Source organism: Mesorhizobium silamurunense, assembly GCF_014843905.1.
Lineage (GTDB): Bacteria > Pseudomonadota > Alphaproteobacteria > Rhizobiales > Rhizobiaceae > Mesorhizobium > Mesorhizobium silamurunense.
The window spans coordinates 76371-98370 of record NZ_LPVS01000106.1; the positions used below are offsets into that span (position 1 = coordinate 76371).

Below are 22000 nucleotides of genomic sequence, written 5' to 3' on the forward strand. Positions count from 1 at the left end.
ATTCGGATGCGTGAGGGACACTCGACCTACAAGCCCAAGACCGGTATCGAACGCTGGTTCGACGCCCGCCTACCGCTGCCGCGGTTGGTGCATGACTCCTTCATCGTTTATCCCGTCCCGCGCAACCTGAACTACGCTTATACGTTCGGTGGCATTCTCACGATCATGCTGGTGGCGCAGATCCTGACCGGCGTCGTGCTGGCCATGCACTATGCGGCCGACACCACGCTGGCCTTCGATTCAGTCGAAAAGATCGTGCGCGACGTGAATTCGGGCTGGCTGCTGCGTTCCCTGCATTCGAATGGCGCCTCGTTCTTCTTCATCGCGGTTTACATCCACATTTGCCGCGGGCTCTATTATGGCTCGTATAAATCACCGCGAGAGCTTCTGTGGGTACTCGGTTGTACCAACTTGCTGGTGATGATGGCGACGGCCTTCATTGGCTACGTGCTGCCCTGGGGCCAGATGAGTTACTGGGGCGCCACTGTCATCACCGGCTTCTTCAGCGCCATTCCACTGGTCGGCGACTGGATCCAGCAATTGCTGCTCGGCGGATACGCAGTCGGCAATCCAACGCTGAACCGCTTCTTTGCGCTGCATTACCTGCTACCGTTTTTGCTAGTCGGGGTGGTGACATTGCACATCTGGGCGCTTCACGTAGTCGGCCAGAACAATCCTACCGGCATTGAGGTGAAATCAAAGACCGACGTTGTGGACTTCACGCCCTACGCTACCGTGAAGGACGCGTTCGGCATTATCGTGTTCCTGTTCTTCTTTGCCTATTTCGTCTTCTATCTGCCAAATTTTCTCGGCCATCCCGACAACTACACGATCGCAAACCCGCTGAAGACACCTGCTCACATCGTGCCGGAATGGTACTTCCTGCCGTTCTACGCGATCCTACGCGCCATAACCTTCAACGTCGGACCGATCAATTCCAAACTCGGCGGAGTGCTCGCGATGTTCAGCTCAATCGCCGTTCTATTCTTGGTGCCGTGGCTCGACACTTCAAAGGTGCGGTCGGCGGTTTACAGGCCGTGGTACAGGTTCTTCTTCTGGCTGTTCGTGGCCAACGCCCTCTTTCTCGGCTGGCTCGGCTCGCAGCCCGCGGAAGGCGCCTATGTCACGATGTCCCAGATTGCGACTCTCTACTATTTCGCGTTCTTCATCGTCGCCATGCCGCTACTCGGATTCCTCGAGACGCCACGGCGCCTGCCCAACTCGATAACCGAGGCAGTCCTGGAGAGGAATAAGGCAGCGTCAACTCTCACCGCTCCGCGAGATACCGGCCATCAGCCGCATCCAGAGCCGAAATAGGCGGGTGGCCCACGATGGCCGACGCGACTGCAGTCATGAACTTGTGGAATTCCCCCCTTCTCTACATCGTGCTGGTTGGCCTTGCCGGAATTGTCGTGTGGCACCTGATTCCGATGCGGTTGGCTAACGTACGACTGGTCGTTCAGATCGCCTTCTTCCTTGTGATGTCGGTCCTGCTCCTGGACGGCACGGTCGTTCCCTACGAGCCGGCGCGGGGCGATGTGGCAACACCTGAAGCGATCCTCATCGGATCTGCCAAAGTACTATGGTGGCTTCATTTCGCTTGGGCATTGATCGGCTTTGTCCGCATCTACCTTGTCTTCGAGGGAAAGCCGCGTGAGGCGCGCCTTCTGCAGGAGCTCGTCGTCGGTGTCGTCTACGTTGGAACGTTGCTATCGATCCTCGCTTTCGTCTTCGCCGTTCCCGTCGGGACGCTTATCGCCACATCGGGCGTCTTTGCCATCATGCTGGGCTTGGCGCTCCAGAATACGCTAAGCGATCTATTCTCAGGCGTCGCACTAACCCTTGGTCGCCCCTATGTGCTCGGCGATTGGATCGTGCTCAGCGACGGCACCGAAGGTCGTGTTGTTGAGACAAACTGGCGGTCGACCCACCTGCTCACTTGGGCTCACAATATTGTCGTACTCCCGAACAGTTTCCTGGCCAAGCTTGGCCTGACCAATGTGAGTAGCCCCGACGAAAACAACGGACTTTCGCTCTCAGTAAGACTGGCGCCGACGAAGATGCCGGCGATTGTCGTGGATGTGATGCGCATGGCCTTGCTGAGTTGCGACTCCATCCTGAAGGAACCCCCACCATTGGTTGCGATCAAGGGTCTGGATGCAAGGGCGATCGAGGTCGAATTGCTTTTCTATGTTGCAGATGTCCATCGACGCGTCCCGGCGAGGAATGAAATCATCGATCTCGTCTACCGCCATGTGAAATCCACAGGGTTGCTGCTGGCCGAGCCTTCCTCTTCGATTTCGATGCCCGCTCTGCCGATAGAACAGACGGCTCTTCCCCCGCCAGTCACCCCTATCGAACTTATCAGGGCCATACCGATATTCTCGGCCCTAACAGAAGACGAACAGGAGACTCTTGCGGCAACGGTCTCGGTGCGCACTTATCGCAAGGGCGACATCATCGCACGACAGGGAGAGATGCTGCCAACTCTCATGATCGTCCAGACCGGCGTCATCGTTCGACAACGCGAAGACCACGCTCGTTTCGAGGAAATCGGCCACTTGGCGCCCGGCGATTTCTTCGGGGAGAACGGCTTGCTCGCCGGCTTGGGCGAGAAGTCGACATTGCGGGCGATGAGCCACGCCGTGGTTTACGCGATAGACCAGGCGAGCTTCGCTCCGTTGCTGCTCGACCGGCCCGAAATGGCCGAGGACCTGGCAGCTATCCTGGCAGCCCGAATGTCGACCTTGGGTGAAAACGGCAAACCTGGACAGCAGCACGCGAACTCGAGCTTTGCCCTGCTCAAAGCCATTGAGACAGTCTTCCGCGGCGTCCCATTCAAGCGTGTTCGAGCAGCCGGTGTGCACAAGGACGGAAAGGTATGACCCTTCTACGTGGCAGGAATCGAAACCGTCGTTTTTCTGACTTTGCCGGGCCTTGCCACATGCCTATCTGAGCCACATGCCTATCTGATCGACGACGAGATCCTCCACCGGGACAATCTGGGGTAGGTGCACGCAATTCGCCCTGCGAGTCGATGAAGCCGTTTCCTGCGTCCTAAATATATCCCGCCGAAAATCCGCGCAGCAGGAAGCGAACTCATCGGCATTCAGATCACTGGAGAGCCGCAGGCAATCGCAAGATCACAGTTGTGCCTGACCCGAGTGCGCTGTTGATTTCGACACTTCCGTCGTGCTGCTCGGCGAAATGCTTCACCATCGGCAAGCCGATACCGCCCAGCCCTGGGCACTTGGTGGTGAAGAAAGGATCGAAGGCGCGGGCCATGGTTTCCTGGGTCATGCCGATACCCTGGTCTGCGACGCGGACCTCGACAAGGGCGGTGCGGCCGTGACCCGCCATTGCGGCGTCTATCGAGATCGAGCCGCCGTCAGGCATTGCATCGCGCGCGTTGAACACGAGATTGAGGATCGCATTCTGCAGGCCCAGGCGATCGCATTTTGCGGTTATCTCGCCGCCAAGCTGGCGATCGCCGGCCGCGCCGAGCTGTCGATCGTCGCGCGCGGCGCGCATCTCGAAGCGATCCAGGCAAACGGCCTGCGCCTGATCGAGGACGGCCAGGAATCGGTGGCGCCCGTCCGGGCCGCCGCGAAGGCCGAGGAACTCGGCGTGCAGGACATTGTCGTGCTGGCGCTGAAGGCCCATTCGCTGACCCCGGCGCTCGACCAGATCGAACCGCTGCTGGGACCGGACACCGCGGTCGTCACCATGCAGAACGGCGTGCCCTGGTGGTACTTTCACGGACTGAGCGGACCGCTCGAAGGCGCCAGGCTCGACAGTGTCGACCCGGGCGGCGCGATCTGGCAGCGGATCGGGCCGCAGCGCGTCATCGGCTCGGTGGTCTATCCCGCCGTCGAGGTCGACGCACCGGGCCTCATCCGCCATGTCGAGGGCAGACGCTTCTCGCTCGGTGAACCTTCCGGCGAGAAGAGCGAGCGCGTCACGCGGCTCGCCGAGGAAATGGTCAAGGCCGGCCTGCAGGCGCCGGTGCGCGACGACATCCGCAGCGAAATCTGGGTGAAGCTGTGGGGCAACCTGTCCTTCAACCCGATTTCGGCGCTGACCGGCTCGACGCTTGCCGCAATCGTCGCCGACGACGGCACCCGCGCGCTCGCCCGCACCATGATGCTGGAAGCGCAGGCGATCGGCGAAAGCCTGGGCGTGCGCTTTCCCATCGCGGTCGACCGCCGCATCAAGGGCGCCGGCGACGTCGGCGAGCACAAGACCTCGATGCTGCAGGACCTGGAGCGCGGCCGGACGATGGAAATCGACGCGCTGGTCAGCGCCGTGCAGGAACTCGGCCGCCTGACGGACCGGCCGACACCGGCGATCGACGCGGTGTCGGCGCTGGTGAAGCGGCTGGCGGTGGAGCGCGGGTGTTACTCCTGAAACGGCACCCGCCGTCTCATCAACCCGAACGGCGCATTCCTTCTATTGCACAGGGGTTCCCGCCTTAGTGACCAAGCCCCGCCTGAAGGCAATTCAGTTACAAACCAATCCCGGATCTCAATAGTTGGCCCGCACACGTGCCGCGCTTTTGTCGGCGAAGGCGGCGAGTCGAGACCGCGCCTCGGGCTGGGTGTTCACCACACCCGCAACGACAGCCTCGGCATAAGCGGCATCCAGAGCAGACATATTTTGCATGTGGCTCACAGCGGAGCAAATTGCGAAGTTAGACAGCGGCAGGTTCTGCGCCGCCTTGTGAGCGAGCTCCAGGGCCTTCTCGAAGCTTGAGCCTTCGACAATGTACTGCGCGAGCCCCAGATCGACCGCTTCTTGCCCCTGATACACCCGGCCCGTCAGCATCATGTCGATCATGCGCGACTTGCCCACCAGATCGGTGACGCGGATAGTGGCGCCGCCGCCGGTGAAAAGTCCGCGTTGGCCTTCAGGCAGCGCAAAATAAGTCGTCTTGTCCATCACCCGGATATGGGCCGCGCTGGCCAGTTCCAGCCCACCGCCCACAACCGCGCCGTTCAGGGCCGCGATAATCGGCACGCCGCCATATTCCATCTTGTTGAAGGCCTCGTGCCAGCGCAGGCAAATATGCATGAAATCCGCTGGGCTGCGGTCAGCTTGATGATGTTCAATCAAGTCAAGTCCGGCGCAGAAATGGTCCCCCGACCCGGCCAACACGATCGCGCGCACGCCCGCGCGAGGAGCGGTGGAAAAAAAGTCGACCAGTTCTTCGATCGTATTTGCATCCAGCGCATTGCGTTTGGTGGGACGGTTCAGGGTTACGACCCAAACCCCCTCGTCATGAGCCTCGACGGCAAGGTTCTCGTATCGGGTCATGTCGATTTGGATGGCCATGTTGCGGTCCTGTTCGCGAGGTGAAGATGGGTGATGGTTCGACTCAGAATCCGATGTCCAACAGGCTTGCGGCGCCGTCCATGACGCGGGCTCGCTGAAGGTCGGCCTCATTGAGAATGTGTTGCGCGTAGAACCGGGCCGTGGCGATTTTGCCCGCCATGAACTCGGGATCTCCACCGTCCTTCAGTCCCGCTTCGGCGACAAGGACCGAGCGTGCCAGTTGCCAGCCCGCGACAAGATTGCCAGCCAGCATCAGGTAGGGCACGGCGCCTGCATAAGCGGCGTTTAGATCCGTTGGCCTGACAGCAACCAGATGGGCCACGACGGACTCGAATGCTTCGCGCGCGCAAGATAGCTGCGCTGCGATCTCTTGCGCCGCGGGCGAGCCTTGCCGAAGGGCATTTTCTGTTTGAGCTATCATTGCAGCGATACGTCTCGCCGTTGTTCCACCGTCTCGAAGCGTCTTGCGGCCTAGCAGATCATTGGCCTGGATGGCTGTTGTGCCCTCGTAGATCGGCAAGATTCGTGCGTCGCGGTAGTGCTGGGCAACGCCGGTTTCTTCGATAAACCCCATGCCACCATAAATCTGCACCCCGGTTGAAGCTGTCTGTAGGCTCATCTCCGTGCAGAAGCCCTTGACCAGCGGCACAAGAAATTCTGCTATCGCCAAGGCCTCCGCTCTCAGTTCCGGCGTCGCCGCTAACTGTGCACGGTCCTGCCATCCGGCGGCCGAGGCGGCAAGGGCCCGGCACGCTTCGGTCGTGGCCCGCATATGCGCCAGCATGCGGCGGACATCCGGGTGACGGATAATGGGAACTGGCTCGAATGCGCTACCATCGACTGGGCGGCCCTGGATACGGGTCTTTGCATAGGCCAGAGCCATCTGATAGACACGCTCGCCTATCGCAACCCCTTGAACGCCTACGGCGAAGCGGGCCGCGTTCATCATCGCGAACATGATTTCCAGCCCGGCGTTTTCGCGGCCAATCAGAAAGCCGGTGGCGCCTTCGAATTCGAGCATGCACGTCGGGCTCGCCCTGACGCCGAGCTTGTGTTCGATGCTTTGACAGCGGAGTGAATTTTGCGCGCCGGGTTCGCCACTTTCGCCCACCAGCAGTTTCGGCACCAGAAACAGGCTGATGCCCTTGACGCCGTCGGGCGCGCCAGGCGTTCGAGCAAGGACGAGGTGGATGATATTCTCGGCCAGATCATGCTCGCCATAGGTGATGAAGATTTTTGTTCCGGAGATCTGATAGGTGCCATTCGCCTGGCGTTCGGCCCTTGTCCGTATCAGGGCCAGATCGCTGCCCGCCTGCGGCTCGGTCAGATTCATCGTGCCGGTCCATCTGCCGGAAACCAGCTTGTGCAGATAGGTCTGTTGGATTTCAGGCGACCCGAAACGGAGAAGCGCCTCGATCGCGCCATCGGTCAACAGGGGGCATAGCGCGAAACTCATATTGGCCGCGTTGATGATTTCGGTAGCGGCAGCGGCGACAGAGCGGGGCATATCATGCCCGCCGAATTCCGACGGGTGACGCAGCCCTTGCCAGCCCATGTCCACAAACTTGGCATAGGCCTCACGGAAGCCGGGCGGCGTTTGGACACGACCTCTGTCATAATGCGAGCCGATGCGGTCGCCCACTGCATTGAGCGGCTCGATTTCCTCAGCACAAAAGCGGCCGAACTCTTCGAGGACGGCTGAGGCCGTCTCGAGATCATTCACCGCATCGCCCGACCATGGCGCGATGTGGGCGATATTGAACATCAGGTCCTTGACCGGTGCTTGAAATGTCATGCCTGAGGCCCCAGGTCACGGGCTGCCGCCCGCAGAATGAACTTCTGAATCTTGCCTGTCGCGGTTTTTGGCAAAGGGCCGAACACCACGGTTTTCGGTGCTTTGAAATGCGCGATATGGGCACGACAAAAGGCAATGATTTCCGCCTCGGTCACGCTCGCGCCCTCGCGTAGTTCAACAAAGGCGCATGGGCTTTCGCCCCATTTCGGATGCGGACGGGCCACCACAGCCGCAAGGATGATCGCGGGATGTCGGTATAGAACGGACTCGACCTCGACCGACGAGATGTTTTCCCCACCAGAGATGATCACATCCTTCAGCCGGTCCCGGATTTGAATATAACCGTCTGGATGCACCACCGCGGCATCGCCGGACCAGAACCAGCCAGACTCGAAGGCCGCCGCGGTGGCGGTCGCGTCCTTGTAATAACCCTTCATCACCGTATTGCCGTGAATGGCGATCTCACCCTGCGTCAGCCCATCGCGCGGCACATCCGCGCCCGTTTCTCTGTCGACCACGCGGATGTCTTCGACCATCGGGAAGGCGACGCCCTGCATCGCCTGTTTTTCAGCTCTTGCAGAAACAGACAGGGCTTCCCATTCGTCCCGCCAAAGGCATTGGGAAATATGACCGTAGGTTTCGGTCAGTCCGTACACCTGCATCACATCCAGACCCATTTGTGCGGCCTTTTCCAGAACTGCGGGCGGAGGCGGTGCACCCGCGGTCATGACCCTGATCTGGGGATTGAAGGGCTGCGCGGAAGCATCTCGGCTGTCGCACAGCATCTGCAGCACGATGGGGGCAGCTCCCACATGGGTGACTCGGTGCGCCGCCATGGCTTCCAGCAATTTGCCAGGCGAGGCATCGCGGGTAAAAACCATGTTGGCTCCGACGATCGCCATCGACCAAGGATGCGTCCAGCCGTTGCAGTGAAACATGGGCACGACTGACAGGTAGGTCGGGTGCTGCGGCAAGGCCCATGCGGCAATCGTCCCCATCGCCATCAGATAGGCGCCGCGGTGATGATAAATCACGCCCTTCGGCCGCCCCGAAGTGCCCGAAGTATAGTTCAGCGCCAGCGCCTGCCACTCATCCTTGGGCAGCTCCCATACCATGGGAGGATGAGCCGCCAGATCGTCATAGCTGCTTTTGCCAAGCCCGGCAGAAGCCTGCGCCTGCGCATCGACGATATCAACCACAGGGAGCGTGTTGCCATTCAATCGAAAGGCTTCACGCAGCAGGGGCGCGAAGGCTGTATCGGCAATCACCAGCGTCGAGTCCGAATGCGCCAGGATATAGGCGACGGTTTCCGGCTCCAGGCGGGTGTTGATCGTGTTCAAAACAGCCCCCAACAAGGGTACGGCATAGTGCAGTTCGAAGAGTTCAGGAATGTTTGGCGACAGCACCGAAAGCGTGTCCCCCGGCCCCACGCCCAAAGCCGCCAGCCCCGCCGCGACCGAACGGCAGCGAGCGCCAGTCTGTGCCCATGTGCGCCTTATGTCGCCATAAGTCACCGCAGTGCGCCCGGAGTAGACCAACTCGGCCCTTTTCAGGAATGACAGTGGAGACAGGGCCACGTAATTGGCGTCATCGCGGCGGGCGGCGTCGTAGTGCTGTCTCATGCTCTGATCCTATGGCCAAGGTCCCGGCGTTACAGAAAAGGCAACACTACGAGGTTGGCAGAAACCGGCCCCTGATCGCGCATCACCTGCACTGTTTCGCCTGCAGGCACGCCTGCGTCGATCAGCGCATAGCCGATGTTGGCTTTCAGACGCGGCGACCAGACGCAATTGGTCATCATGCCGATGCGCTGGCCATTGCGGATGATGTCTTGGCGGCGGAAGCCCAGGGGAGCAGGGGCATCGCCCTTAAGCACAATACCGAGCTGATGGCGTTTCACACCCTCCGCCTTGATCCGGCGCAGCGCCTGGATGCCCACGACGTCATCGCCGACATCAAGATCAACGTACTTGCCCAGACGCACCTCGAACGGATTGGTCGCCTCGTCGGTATCACCACCGACCGACACAAGCCCGCTTTCGGTGCGTTCCGCCGTGGCAGGAGCGCCTGGGCCGATGCCCCAGGGCTGGCCCGCCTCCTTGAAGATATTCCAAAGCTGAGTTCCCCGAGTCCCGTCTTTCAGATAGATCTCGAACCCACCTTGCTTGGACCAGCCAGACCGCTGAACGGCCACCGGAATGCCTTCAATTTCGGTTTCCTTGAACCAGAAATACTTCAGCTGTCGAACCCAATCGCCCAATACATGGGCCACGACATCCTCGGCTTTCGGCCCTTGCAGCGCCATCGGGGAGACGTCAGGCTCGCTGACCTCGACGGTCAGGCCACGTTCGGCAGCAATGGCGCTGGCCCAAAACCAGATGTCGCTATCGGCAATCGATAGCCAATAAAGGTCATCCGCCAGCTTCAGCAGAATCGGATCATTGATGATCGTGCCTCTATGGTTGCATAGCGGCACATATTTGCCCTGACCGACTTTGCAGTTGGACAGATCGCGCGGTGACAGGATCTGCGCCAGGCGGCCCGCATCCGGCCCTTTCAGTTGCACCTGGCGTTCCACGCCGACATCCCATTGAGAGACGCCGTTGATCAGTCGCCAGTATTCAGCCTCGGGATCACCATAAGACGTGGGCATGATCATCCGGTTATAGATGCTGGCCGCGGTCATACCTTCGGCGACGGCCGAGGCGTAAAACGGTGACGGCCGCAATCGCGCCGTTGGGAAAACTGAAAACATCGGCCCCTCCCCCTATGGTCGACAACCAATGATCCGGCTGGCGGGGTTTCGTCAAAGGACGTATTAGGGGGGCATGCCTATACAAAAAGTTATGGCTGTGTTTTGGAGCGCGCTATGAACCGTTACCTCCCGCCTCTGACATGGCTACGCGCATTCGAGGCTTCGGCCCGTACGCTCAGTTTCACCCATGCCGCCTCCGAATTGCACATCACGCAAGCCGCGGTGTCCAAACATGTGAAGTCGTTGGAGCACCATCTGCACCATGTGCTGTTCATCCGCCGCCCGCGCGGCCTGGAGCTCACCAAATCTGGCGCCGCCTATCTGCCCAAGGTGCAGGATGCGATGGAACGGCTGGCTATCGGTACGCGTGAGGTGTTTGGCCAGCGCCGGACCAGCTCGCTGACTGTGCGATGCGCCATTTCCTTCGCCGTCAATTGGCTGGCTCAGCGCTTGCCCGAATATCTCGAACGTTATCCGGGCAAGAACATCCGCTTGCTGTCGAGCGTCTGGAATGACGCCTTTGACGCGCAGGACTTCGATCTCGACATCCAATACGGCACCGGACACTGGCCTGGGTTCAACAGCCATCGCCTAACTTGGGAAACCATCACGCCCCTTTGCGCACCCGACTTGCCTAGCCGCAATCCTCTGAACAGTCCGCAGGACCTGCGTCATCATCGCCTGTTGCACGTGCTGGGCTATCATGAAGGCTGGGGCATCTGGCTAAAGGCGGCTGGAGCCCAGCAAGTCGATGCCGGTTCAGGGTTGCATCTCGACTCGTCCTTGACGGCGTTTGAGTTGGCGGCGGACTGTGCAGGCGTAGCACTGGGCCGCAGTTCCCTCGCCGGACATGCCCTGGCCTCCGGCCGATTGATAGCGCCGTTTCCTCTCGCGGTGCCTATCGATGAAGCGTTTCATCTGATCCAACCAGCAGGCAGCAGCCGCCATCCAGATGCCCCGTTGTTTGTCGAATGGCTGCTGTCCGCCGTACAGAAGTCGGAAAACGCCAACAAGCACGCAAGCTGAACGTCCATGAGGCAGCGCTCGCAGCGATGACCATCAGCTTCAGCAGCCGCATCAGGTGGTGGCCCCCCGCCAACGGCGAGGCCATCCGACGCGATGGACTCCGAAACGATACAAAATGCCCAATAAGTGGGCACTGACCCGAAACGGGAAGGATAGAGGTCAACGATCCGATGACAATACCATCGCAGGTCAGCCTGCCCAACGCAGTCGGCAGCTGACTAGCGGTTATTCATCGGAGCACAAGCTTGAGCGATTTGGAACTCTGCTATTTATCCGCCACTGAAGCGCTCGCGGCCTTTCGAAAGAAAAGCTTGTCACCCGTCGAGCTTCTCAACGCGCAGTTGGAGCGCATCGCGGCAGTCGGCTCCGACATCAACGCATTTTCATTTCTGTATGCCGACGATGCGATCGCCGCGGCAAAAGAGGCTGAACGCCGATACAGCAGCGGTACGAACGTACGGCCACTTGAGGGCATTCCCGTGGCCATCAAGGACGAGAGCTTGATTGCAGGCAAGATCACGACATTCGGTTCGCTGATCTTTCAAAATGAGGTCGCCTCGGTGACATCGCCGGTGAACGAGCATCTGATCGATGCCGGGGCGGTGGTCATGGGCCGAACCACAACGCCTGAATTTTCTTGCGCCGGCTTCACCCATTCGCGCCTGTGGGGCGTCACACGCAATCCGTGGAACCGCGAATTCACCACCGGCGGTTCTTCCGGCGGTTCCGCAGCGGCGCTGGCCGCCGGATTCACGACGCTCGCCTCCGGTTCAGACATCGGCGGGTCCATTCGCATTCCCGCGTCAGCGTGCGGATTGGTCGGCTACAAGCCGCCATATGGGCGAAATGCCGATCTCGCCCCCTTTAGCTTCGATTTCTACAACCACCCCGGCCCGCTTGCTCGTAGCGTTGGCGACTGCATCCTGATGCAAAACATCATGAGTGGTCCCCACCCTCTCGACGTAGCCTCGCTTCGGCCGAAAATCGAAGTAGAGCCCAAACCCGCAGACATGAAATCGAAGAGAATCGCCTACTCCATCGATCTCGGTTTCAAACAAGTCAGCGAGGATGTGCGGAACAACACCGTCGAAGCGATCAACCGTTTTAGAGAAATGGGCGCGGAGGTGATCGAGGTCGATCTCGGCTGGACCGCGCGCGCCGAGGACGCTGCGCGCGATTATCTTGCGTCAATCTTTGGGACATGGGTAGCGCAATACCTTGACACGCATGGCGACGATTTATGCGGCTATACGCGCACCTTCGCCGAAAGTGCTCGTGCGAAGGGAATGAGCGAGTACCTCGGATCGCTTGAGGTGGCCGGCGAAATGTATCAGACGTTCGGCCCGATGATGGAGACGTTTGACGCCTTCATTTGCCCATCGCTGGCAATACCCGCCGTCAGTGCGGACTTTGATCCGGCAAATGGACTTCAGATCAACGGGCAGGATGTCGAGCCGATGTTGGGCTGGTTGATGACTCACCCTTTCAACACGCTCAGCCGCTGTCCGGTCGTCAACATGCCTTCCGGGCTCGCTCCAAATGGAGTGCCCGCTGGAATTCAGATAGTCGGCAAGACATATTGCGATCAGGAGGTATTGAGTATCGCCCTTGCCTATGAGGCTGAAATCGGAGCGTGGTACGGTAGCGACGAGCGACGTCCCGCGCTAGGATAGCCGCACAGGCGAACGAGTGATGTCTTGTCCTGAAATTTCTTCAACCGAGGGTTCGGCGCTAAATTCTTCAGAGTAGTGCAGGAGGTGCGCGCGGCGTGTATCTTGAGACCACCTTCCATGACGCAACGGAGCAGGAAGCGTCCTTGCCAGGTTGGCGGCAGGAATACCGACAGGTCTCGACCGGCGGCTATGACGGTCGAACCATGGCTATCCTGCTCCCAGGCGTGGAGATTTTGCGCGAGACCATCAGTGTCGGCACGGAACAAATGTTCTCGGCGCCTGAAGGTAGCATGATCTTCTATTACTACCCTAAGCGCGATCGAAGCGAATTGGTCCGCGGCGAAAAAGCGCCCGGCGTCTCAGGTTTCGCCTTAAACTGGACCAATCGCATCGGGTTCATGGACGCCGATAGCGACCTGCTGATGCTCGTCCTGAGGCGTGATGCTGTTGCGGACGAGGACCGCAGCAGAATAGCGGAGCTTGTCGAACCGCCGCTAGAAAATGCGGCTTTTCTTGCAGACTGGCTGTTGTCGTTGCTCGGTGGCGCTCGCCAACAATCGCATCCCTGCGCGTGGGGAGACTTCGATGACGTGCTCGCGGACGTCATTACAGATCGTTTCGAGCTGCTTTTCCAGAAAAGCCTTGTTCGCCAAACGCCGCACATAGCGCAGACAGAAAAAATCTATAGAAAGATCCGCGATCGAATTTTCGATGCGCCTGATATGCCCCATTCGGTGAAGTCGCTGTCGCGAGATCTTGGTATATCGGCCTTTAACCTCAGGGCATCCTGCCAAAGTTTCACGCAGATCCCTCTCGACAGAATCCTGATGATGCTTCGCCTCAACGGCGCCCGCCGCGACTTGCTGCACGCTCGTTGTTCGCCGCGGAAAGTATCTGACATAGCAATGGATTGGGGCTTCTTTCACTGGAGCCGCTTTGCGCTGCGCTACAAGTCGCTTTTCGGCGAAACACCCTCTCAAACCCTGAAGGGTTAGCATCCCCAAGGGGCGTCCCGCATCGTCACCGCACTTGCTCCATATCCTCAGCGTTCACTGGCTTCAGACGTCCTTTCGCGACGGTTTTGAGCTGTCGCCGAGGGGGGACGACGGTCACGCCCCCCAACCTACAATCCCCTTGACCTCCATAAAGTCGCGTATTCCCCAGTGGCTGTATTCGCGGCCATTCCCGGACTGTTTATAACCGCCGAACGGTGCATGCGTATCCCACGGCGCATAGTTGACGTAGACTGAGCCGGCTTGCAGTTTGCGTGCGACCGCTCTTGCTCTTTCCAGGTTGCCGCTTTGCACGTAGGCGGCCAGACCGTAGATCGAGTCGTTCGCGATCCGTATCGCGTCCGCCTCGGTATCGTAGGGAATAATCGACAGGACCGGACCAAAAATTTCCTCGCGGGCAATCGTCATCTCAGGCGTAACGCCACCGAAGATCGTTGGCTTGACGTAGAAGCCAACATCGAGACCCTCAGGTTTGCCTGGTCCGCCTGCAACCAGGGTGGCGCCTTCTTCGATGCCAAGACCAATCATCCGCTGGATCTTGTCGAATTGCTGCTGGCTGATCACTGGCCCCATATCGGTATCTTCACGTGAAGGATCTCCGACGCGGGTGGCGGCGGCGACCCGCCTCGCGATGTCGAGCGCCTCGGCATGGCGATCGGCCGGGACCAAAAGGCGCGTTGGCGCGTCGCAAGATTGGCCCGAATTGCTGAAACACGCCTCGACACCCTTGACGACCGCATTCTCCAGGTCAGCGTCGGCCAGCACGATATTGGCCGATTTTCCGCCTAACTCCTGAGCCACGCGCTTGACAGTTTCAGCGGCAGTTTTGGCGACCATGATGCCCGCGCGAGTGGATCCTGTGAAGGACACCATATCGACGCGAGGATGACCTGCTAGATACTGTCCGACCTCAGGTCCTGTCCCATTGATGAGGTTGAAGACACCCTTGGGTATTCCGGCTTTCTCAAGCACTTCCGCGAAGATGATCGCACTGAGGGGCGCCAACTCGGACGGCTTCAGCACGACTGTACAGCCCGCCGCAAGAGCCGGCGCGACTTTGCAGACGATTTGGTTCAGTGGCCAATTCCACGGCGTGATGAGCGCGCAAACGCCGATAGGCTCCCAGGTGATCAGCGAGCTTGCGTAGTGCTCGTCGAAGCTGAATGCTTCAAGAGCCGCGATTGTCGACTCCAAATGAATCTGTCCCGCCCAGGCTTGGGCCGCGCGGGAAAATGTCAACGGTGCACCGAGTTCCGTGCTGACGGCCCGCGCGATATCGTCATAGCGATCATTGTAGCATCGTAGGACATTGCGCAGGAGTTCCAGCCTCTCGTTCTTGCTTGTTTGTGAGAAAGCCGGGAAGGCCGCGAAAGCGGCTTTTACGGCCAAGTCGGCATCTTCGATAGTGCCGATCGCAATCTGCATGAACGGATGTTCGGTCGCGGGATTGATCACGTCCATTCGGCCAGCCCCGCCCGGCATCACCCATCGTCCGTCGATATAGAATTTCGATGCGTTGTCGGACTGCATGCTTGCTCCAGTAAGATTGTTGTTCGTTCTTGCCAGTGGCTCAACGGCGGATGGCATCTTCATAGCCAGAAAGAACCCCGACAACATTGATGCCGACGTCTTCGACGGCATAGCCGCCTTCCAGAACGAACAGGGTTTTCGTCCCGAGGCCTGCCAGGTGGGCGCCGATAAGCGGAAAATGGTCGTGGGAAAGTCGGAAGCGGCTGATCGGATCGCCCTCGAAGGTGTCAACGCCATGGGAGATGACGACTACGTCAGGGCCAAACTGCCGGACGCTGCCAAGCGCGAAGTCAAGTGCGCCCTCCCATTGCGCCCAGTCGGTGCCATGCGGAAGCGGTATGTTGATGTTGAACCCCTCTCCGCTGCCGGAACCTCGTTCATCCGCGTAGCCGGCAAAAAACGGATAATCATTACGGGGATCGGCGTGAAGGCTGACAACCTGAACGTCACCGCGCGCGTAGAATATCTCTTGTGTGCCGTTGCCGTGGTGATAGTCGATGTCCAGAATTGTCACGCGCGAGGCGCCAGCGTCCAGCAGGCGCTGCGCGGCGACGGCAGCATTGTTGACGAAACAATAGCCGCCATTGAAATCGGTTCCGGCGTGGTGGCCGGGCGGACGGCAAAGGGCAAAACAAGCCTGTTCGCCCTCGATGATCAAATCTGCCGCGGTCACGGCGGTGTCATGCGAAGCCTTGACGGCTTCCCAGGTGCCTTCGACAAACCCTGTGCTGGCATCGATCGAATATTGTCCTAGTAGGGCGTCGATAGAGTCTGGCGCGACATCCTTGTACCTGCCTCTCGCCGGCCAAGCGTAGGGAAGAGCTGTACCCCTCCGTCCAGCGTCCCGCCAAAGCCGCCACGCTGACGCTATAAAGTCGAGATAGGCAGGTGAGTGAATCCGTTTGGCGGTATCCAGGGACTGCGGCCGTGGGTTAAGAACGGGCCCGAGACGCACCTCCTCGATCCGGCTTGTTATGAACGTTGCGCGCGCGATGTGTTCTCATAACCCTCGACAACAGCGCCATTGTAAAATTCGAATTGACCCTGGTGTTTCAGCTGTATCGGCGAGAAAATCGTTTTCATAGAGCATTGCCCACGTTGCGGATATCAAGACGGGATGTGAGAAATTGAGACTTCAATTGATCTTCGTTCGCTGGTTCACGACGTAGATGCAAATGACAAGCGCCACGGAGATCAGCAAGAAAACGGCCGCTATCGCATTGACCTCAGGAGTAATCGTGCGGCGCACCTGGCCAAGCATATAAGTAGGCAGGGTGTCCTGGCCGGCCGTCTTTACGAATTCGGTGATCACGACGTCATCCAGCGACGTGACAAAGGCGAGGATGAAGCCCGCCAGAATGCCTGGGAAAAGCAAAGGCATTGTGACGAAGCGAAACGCGTTCCACGGCGATGCGTACAGATCACCGGCAGCACGTTCCAGGCTTATGTCCATCGTCTGGAGGCGGGCACGGATCGGGAGATAGGCGAACGGCACGCAGAACGCCGTGTGCGCCAGGATCAAGTATCCGAGACCAGAATAGCCGGTCCAGCCACGAAATGTAGCGGTTACAATCAGCAGCGCGACGGCAGTAACGATCTCAGGCACCATCAGCGGAACAGAAATTGCACTATAGGCTAATGTCCACCCTCGAAACCTTGGGGTCCGGCTCATGGCCAATGCGGCCAGCGCCGCCAACGTTGTCGACAAGGTGGCCGATATGGCGGCAAGTTTCAGCGACAGGATAGAAGCACTGATCACTTGCTGATTGTTTGCGGCGCTTTGAAACCATCGAAGCGAAAATCCTCCCCATTTCGCAGGACTGGTCCCGGCATTGAACGCAAAAACGAGCGCGACTGCCAATGGTGCGTAGAGGAAAATGAACGTCGTGATGGCGACAGCGCCGAAGCCAGGCTGGTGGGTTACCGGGAACGCTTTAGCCATGTTCGTGTCCGTGGCTGTCGCCATGACGGATGTAGACGAGAAGCGCCACCATCACGATGCCCATCAGGGCCAGCGAAAGCGCGGAGCCGAAAGGCCAATCGCGGCCTTGGCCGAACTGAAATTCGATGTAGTTGCCAATCATAAGATTTCTGCCGCCACCGAGTAGGATGGGGGTGACATAGGTTCCGATTGCAGGGATGAACACAAGAATGGAGCCGGCGATAATGCCGGGTCTGGCAAGTGGTACGATGATTTCGCGAAGCACATTGAATGGACGAGCGTACAGGTCGGACGCCGCCTCGAGCAGGCTTCGGTCCTGCCGTTCCAGACTTGCGTAGACAGGCAAGATCATGAGAGGCAGGTAGACGTAGACCAGTCCGAGGCAAATCGCGAAATTCGTAAACAGCATTTGTATCGGTTCGGAAATCAATCCTGCCTTGGTCAGAAGTGTATTTATGATCCCTTCGTTCCGGATCAGATCCTGTATGGCGAACGTGCGGATCAGGAGATTTGTCCAGAACGGAACAGTGACGAGCAAAAGCCATACCTCCCGGTTGAGCGGATTGAGGGTCGCGATGAAGTAGGCGGTGGGAAATCCCACGAGCAGGCACAGAACCGTGGTTGCCAGCGACAAGAGAAGCGAGCGCAGCAGAATCTCGAGGTTCGTCCCTGACAGCGTCAGCGTGTCGTCGAAGACGTCTCGGTCAAAAAGGACGCGCGTCCAGGCATCGAAAGATGGGGTAAAGTTCACGCCGCCGGTCGAACCAGGGGTCAAGAATGAATAAGTCACGATAACCAGAAGGGGTGCGATCGCACCTATAATGACGACCAGAACCGCGGGACTGATCATAAGCCATCGCGTTCGGCTTGCTGATTTAGTCCGGACTGCTTCAAGACTTGCCATCTCTACGCCTCTCAACCGGGTAGGATCTGGGCTGAGTTCGGTGTGAACTTCACCGAGACCTCGTCCCCGATCGCGATGGAGAGATTTTCCTCCGGCGAATTATACCTGCGGACCGTGACAACAGCCGCGCCATTGCTCAGTTCGACTGTGTACTGCGTCTCGGCACCGCAGAAACTTACCGTCTTCACGAACCCGGTAAGTTGGCCGGCCGGCTCCTGGTTCAACGGAAAAATTCGCAAATGCTCGGGCCGAACGACGATGTTCACCAGCTGACCGGGCGCAACCCTGTCCTTCGTCGGAATGGCGACGGCGCCGATCCCCCGAAGATCGATCACGGCCCCGCGATCATCCGAATTGAGCCCTCTCCCCTGCAGAAAATTCGTCTCACCGACGAAATTCGCGACGAAGTGATTTGCAGGCTTGATGTAGACTTCGTGCGGGGTTCCGACTTGCATTATTTCACCTGAAGACAGCACGGCGACGCGATCTGACATCGTCAAAGCCTCCTCCTGGTCATGCGTCACGAAAATGAAAGTGATGCCCGTCGCAGCCTGGAGCGATTTGAGCTCCATCTGCATTTCCTTGCGGAGTTTGTAGTCCAGCGCCGAAAGTGACTCGTCGAGTAGCAAAACCTTCGGCTCGGATGCGAGCGCGCGCGCCAGCGCGACCCGCTGCTGTTGGCCGCCCGATATCTGACTTGTTCGCCGATCAGACAGATTTTCCAGCCGCACGAGTTTCAACATCTCATCGACACGGGCAGCGATTTCGTGGCGGCGCCGTTTCAGCATCCGCAGCCCAAAGCCGATGTTCTGCGCAACCGTCATGTGCGGGAAAAGAGCGTAGTTCTGGAAGACGGTATTGATGGGGCGTTGGAACGGAGGTACCGAGGCAATATCCTCGCCACCGAGAAGGATGGTGCCGGCCGTCGGATATTCGAAACCGCCTATCAGGCGCAATAGAGTGGTTTTCCCGCAGCCCGACGGCCCGAGCAACGTGAAAAACTCATTGTTGAAGATGTCCAGGGTCGTGCTCTTGACCGCTGTGACGATGGCGTTTCCGGAACCGTAGGTCTTGGTCACCTGGCTCAACCGAATGGCTACGCCCGGCGTAGATTCATCTTTCATATTGTCCCCAAAATGAATCACTCAGCTGGAGTTATGCCGCCGATAGGACACGCGCTATCGTCGAACGGAGTGCAGACATCGCCAACGGACCGACATGAGCACCTACTTCTGGACGTCCTGCCAGATACGACTGTAGAGCTGCGTGATCTTCGGGTCGCAAAGCGTCAGAAGCTCACCCTTTGATTTCATATCGTCGGGAATGTTGAGCTCCGGAGCACCCTTAATATCATCGGTATAGTATTTCTCGGCGCCGATGATGGCCGCTCCATATTTGGCATAGACCGAATTCAATGCTGCGTTTTCGGGCGCCATGATGAAGTTTTGAAAGAGCTTGGCGTTCTCCAGATCTGGAGCATCCTTCAGAACCACCACATTGTCAGAGCCATAGGTGAAGCCTTCTCTAGGAAGGCCATAAGCGATGCTGTGGTTTTCAGTACGCCGCTTCAACGCGGAACCGCTCCAGTCAAGCGAAGCCGAAACATCTCCGGTGGCCATTCTCTGTATGCCGGCATAGTCAATCGACAGCCAGCTCTTCTTGGCTTCCAGAAGACGGTCGCGGACCTTGGTGAGCAAGGCCTTGTCGCTTGTGCACCATGTTCCGCCTTCGAATTTGATCGCGGCGAACATGATATCGTTCATCTCGGGAACGATATTGATCTTGCCCTTCAGTTCATCCGGCGGATCCAGAATCACCTTCCAGGTATTTATGTCGCCTTTGAAGACCGAGGTATTGACGCTGATGCCGCTCGTATACCAAAGCCACGGCACGGAATATTTTCGGCCTGGGTCGAAAGCGGGATCCCGCCACCTCTCTTCGAGGTTCTTGGCATTTTCCATCTGGCCCGGGTTTGTCTCGGCAAGCAGCCCTTCTTGAATATAGGTGGGGATGAAGCTCTGCGAGGGAACCACGACGTCGAACCCGGAGGAACCCTGGCGCACTTTTGCAAGTGCGGTGTCGTTAGAATCGAAATCCGTCAGCGTCACATGGACGTTGTAGGTCTTTGAGAATTTGTCGACCAATTCGGGGCTGGTGTACTCGCCCCAATTGTAGATGTTTAGATTGCCTTGAGCCAGGGCGACCGTGGTGCTCAGGCCAAGAATTAACGCGGTGGACGTTGCGGTGAGTTTCATTTTGCCCTCGCTTGTTTTCTGGCTCGATAATCCGGTATTCCAACGCTTCAGAACCTAAGGGCTTCCCAAAGGAGCTTCAGGCCCGGCTTCAAAACTGTTCAGGCTGGTTGGCTGTCGTCTAGCCATCCGCTCTGCCTAAAAGGAAGGCAGGCAGCCGGATTATGCCGGCCTCCAAAGTCCCTCACGGATCAGGTCATCCGCAGTGGCTTCAATTCCCTTGCGAAGAGCATCGGTCATCATGTCGATTTGCGAACGACTGATGGTCAGCGGCGGCGACATCACGCACATATTGATCAGGGGCCGGACCAGCAACCCATTCTCCTGGCAATGAAAATCGATCCGTTTACCGACGGTCAGGTCGAGATCAAGACGATTCTCCGCCTTGGCGTCGGCAACACATTCAATTCCCGCCATCAGTCCGGCGCCGCGCACCTCGCCCACGAGGGGCAGTTCCTCGAGCGTCCGCAACTGCTCCTGAAAATAGGGACCGATTTCACGCGCGTGCTCGAGGAGACCGTCTTCCAGCAGTTCGATATTGCGGATTGCCACCGCGCAGCCGATGGGATGACTGGAATAGGTCAGACCATGCACGAAGTTCGCCTTGGGATGGTTCAAGCGGCGAAGTTCGCTGAGCAAGCGATCCGACACCATGACGCCACCGAGGGGAAAATATCCAGACGTGACACCTTTCGCGAAAGTGATCATATCCGGCTGGATGCCGAACACATCTTGTGATGCGAAGATATGGCCGAGCCGACCGAAAGCGGTGACCACCTCGTCCGCGATAAAGAGAATGTCATTCTCCGCGCAGAGCGCACGCATGCGCCTCAGATAGGTCGGCGGCGACATCAACACTCCGCCGCTCGCCTGGATCGGTTCGGCGACAAAAGCAGCGATCTGTTGGGCGCCCTCGCGCTCGATGAGCGAGCGAAACTCATCGACGAGGAAATCTTCGAACGCCTCCAGTGACAAGTTCGCCGGTCGGTGGAAGGGATTCGGGCAAATCAGCTTTCTGACGAGATCGCTTGCGCCATCCATCCAGTCGTGATCGCGCGGGCGGCCGTTCAGCGATGCGGTCAGGTATGTCGAGCCATGGTAGCTTCCTTGGCGTGAGATCAACAACTTCTTCTGCGGCAGTCCACGTACGTTGTTGTAGAACTGCACGAGCCGTATTGCCGTTTCGACCGCGGATGAACCGCCAGTCGTCAAAAAGGCATGGTTGAGGTCACCCGGGGCACGCTCTGCAAGCATTTGCGCAAGCTTCTCCGCAGGAGCATTGCTTGTATACCACGGTGTTGAATAGGTCAGGGACATTGCCTGGTCGCGCAATGTATCGGACAGGGCTTTGTTGCGATGTCCCACGTTGATGCACCACATGCCTGCCGGTCCGTCGATCAGTTTTCTCCCGCTCTGATCAGTGACGAAGACATCTTCAGAAGATGTGATGAGCTCGCGAGCTTCCGCACCGATACTGCCGGCCAAGGGCGCGGCCTGGATCAGATGAAACCGCTCATTGGTGGGGGCGCCGGTTTCCGTTGGCGAGAGAGCAGGTTCAACCATAATAATCCTCACGATCTAAAGACTAAGCCGTAGGAAGCATGGAACCCCTTTTCGCTCTAGCCACTGGACAGTGCGACAACGCCTATAAAGTAGGCATCCTTGACAAGCGATCGTCTCGCACAAACCTTTCCAGGCAACTTGCGAAGCTGGTTGGCAATGTCAGGAATTGTGAAGGGTTACGGATGCCGGCCCTCTACTGAGGTGCCGTGGCTCCGG

18 protein-coding genes are annotated in these 22000 nt (G+C 58.6%); 6 read left to right on the forward strand and 12 right to left on the reverse strand.

Annotation, left to right across the window (positions count from 1 at the left end; genetic code table 11):
• Positions 1-6: 6 nt before the first annotated feature.
• Together AU465_RS32530 and AU465_RS32535 are read left to right on the forward strand one after the other, a co-directional pair.
• Complete coding sequence (locus tag AU465_RS32530) at positions 7-1317, forward strand: cytochrome b (protein ID WP_192257058.1); 1311 nt, start codon at positions 7-9, stop codon at positions 1315-1317.
• Between the two features lie 14 nt (positions 1318-1331).
• Complete coding sequence (locus AU465_RS32535) at positions 1332-2885, forward strand: mechanosensitive ion channel family protein (protein WP_192257060.1); 1554 nt, start codon at positions 1332-1334, stop codon at positions 2883-2885.
• Positions 2886-3114: 229 nt separating this feature from the next.
• Here AU465_RS32535 and AU465_RS32540 read toward each other — a convergent pair whose 3' ends face one another.
• On the reverse strand, positions 3115-3531 hold the full coding sequence (locus AU465_RS32540) for a sensor histidine kinase (RefSeq protein ID WP_192257062.1): 417 nt from the start codon (positions 3529-3531) through the stop codon (positions 3115-3117).
• Between AU465_RS32540 and AU465_RS32545 the strand changes: the two genes are divergently transcribed.
• Entirely contained in the window at positions 3433-4407 is a 975-nt protein-coding gene (locus AU465_RS32545; RefSeq protein WP_192257088.1) for a 2-dehydropantoate 2-reductase, read from the forward strand. The two genes, AU465_RS32540 and AU465_RS32545, sit on opposite strands and share 99 nt — an antisense overlap.
• A 117-nt stretch (positions 4408-4524) precedes the next feature.
• On the opposite strand, the gene AU465_RS32550 is transcribed toward AU465_RS32545, so the two are convergent.
• Genes AU465_RS32550 through AU465_RS32565 form a run of 4 tightly spaced genes read right to left on the reverse strand, consistent with a single transcriptional unit; the run spans position 4525 to position 9881 of the window.
• On the reverse strand, positions 4525-5331 hold the full coding sequence (locus AU465_RS32550; protein ID WP_210325357.1) for a crotonase/enoyl-CoA hydratase family protein: 807 nt from the start codon (positions 5329-5331) through the stop codon (positions 4525-4527).
• A 43-nt stretch (positions 5332-5374) separates the two neighbouring features.
• Positions 5375-7126 carry an acyl-CoA dehydrogenase family protein gene (locus AU465_RS32555; protein WP_192257063.1) on the reverse strand — a complete coding sequence of 584 codons (1752 nt, stop codon included), beginning with the start codon at positions 7124-7126 and terminating at the stop codon, positions 5375-5377.
• A complete protein-coding gene (locus AU465_RS32560) occupies positions 7123-8748 on the reverse strand; it encodes an AMP-binding protein (RefSeq protein WP_192257064.1) in 1626 nt (541 codons plus the stop codon). The genes AU465_RS32555 and AU465_RS32560 overlap by 4 nt, the downstream gene beginning before the upstream one ends.
• Positions 8749-8777: 29 nt before the next feature.
• On the reverse strand, positions 8778-9881 hold the full coding sequence (locus tag AU465_RS32565; protein WP_192257065.1) for a glycine cleavage T C-terminal barrel domain-containing protein: 1104 nt from the start codon (positions 9879-9881) through the stop codon (positions 8778-8780).
• Between the two features lie 114 nt (positions 9882-9995).
• Between AU465_RS32565 and AU465_RS32570 the strand changes: the two genes are divergently transcribed.
• The 3 genes from AU465_RS32570 (at position 9996) to AU465_RS32580 (ending at position 13575) form a co-directional block, all read left to right on the forward strand.
• Complete coding sequence (locus AU465_RS32570) at positions 9996-10907, forward strand: LysR substrate-binding domain-containing protein (RefSeq protein ID WP_192257066.1); 912 nt, start codon at positions 9996-9998, stop codon at positions 10905-10907.
• A gap of 245 nt (positions 10908-11152) precedes the next feature.
• A complete protein-coding gene (locus AU465_RS32575; protein ID WP_192257067.1) occupies positions 11153-12580 on the forward strand; it encodes an amidase in 1428 nt (475 codons plus the stop codon).
• 95 nt (positions 12581-12675) lie between these two features.
• Positions 12676-13575 carry a helix-turn-helix domain-containing protein gene (locus AU465_RS32580; RefSeq protein ID WP_192257068.1) on the forward strand — a complete coding sequence of 300 codons (900 nt, stop codon included), beginning with the start codon at positions 12676-12678 and terminating at the stop codon, positions 13573-13575.
• 114 nt (positions 13576-13689) lie between these two features.
• On the opposite strand, the gene AU465_RS32585 is transcribed toward AU465_RS32580, so the two are convergent.
• The 7 genes from AU465_RS32585 to AU465_RS32615 form a co-directional block, all read right to left on the reverse strand.
• The gene (locus AU465_RS32585; RefSeq protein WP_192257069.1) at positions 13690-15123 is read right to left on the reverse strand and encodes an aldehyde dehydrogenase family protein; all 1434 of its coding nucleotides are present in this window, start codon (positions 15121-15123) and stop codon (positions 13690-13692) included.
• A gap of 40 nt (positions 15124-15163) precedes the next feature.
• Positions 15164-16078 (reverse strand): histone deacetylase family protein, encoded by a 915-nt coding sequence (locus AU465_RS32590; RefSeq protein WP_312891341.1) that lies wholly within the window; start codon positions 16076-16078, stop codon positions 15164-15166.
• 180 nt (positions 16079-16258) lie between these two features.
• Positions 16259-17065: an ABC transporter permease gene (locus tag AU465_RS32595; protein WP_192257070.1), complete on the reverse strand. Its 807-nt coding sequence runs from the start codon at positions 17063-17065 to the stop codon at positions 16259-16261.
• Positions 17058-17969 (reverse strand): ABC transporter permease, encoded by a 912-nt coding sequence (locus AU465_RS32600; RefSeq protein ID WP_192257071.1) that lies wholly within the window; start codon positions 17967-17969, stop codon positions 17058-17060. The genes AU465_RS32595 and AU465_RS32600 overlap by 8 nt, the downstream gene beginning before the upstream one ends.
• A gap of 11 nt (positions 17970-17980) precedes the next feature.
• A complete protein-coding gene (locus AU465_RS32605; RefSeq protein WP_192257072.1) occupies positions 17981-19093 on the reverse strand; it encodes an ABC transporter ATP-binding protein in 1113 nt (370 codons plus the stop codon).
• Between the two features lie 102 nt (positions 19094-19195).
• Positions 19196-20224 (reverse strand): ABC transporter substrate-binding protein, encoded by a 1029-nt coding sequence (locus AU465_RS32610; RefSeq protein ID WP_192257073.1) that lies wholly within the window; start codon positions 20222-20224, stop codon positions 19196-19198.
• A gap of 159 nt (positions 20225-20383) precedes the next feature.
• Positions 20384-21784: an aminotransferase gene (locus AU465_RS32615; protein ID WP_192257074.1), complete on the reverse strand. Its 1401-nt coding sequence runs from the start codon at positions 21782-21784 to the stop codon at positions 20384-20386.
• Between the last annotated feature and the right edge of the window lie 216 nt (positions 21785-22000).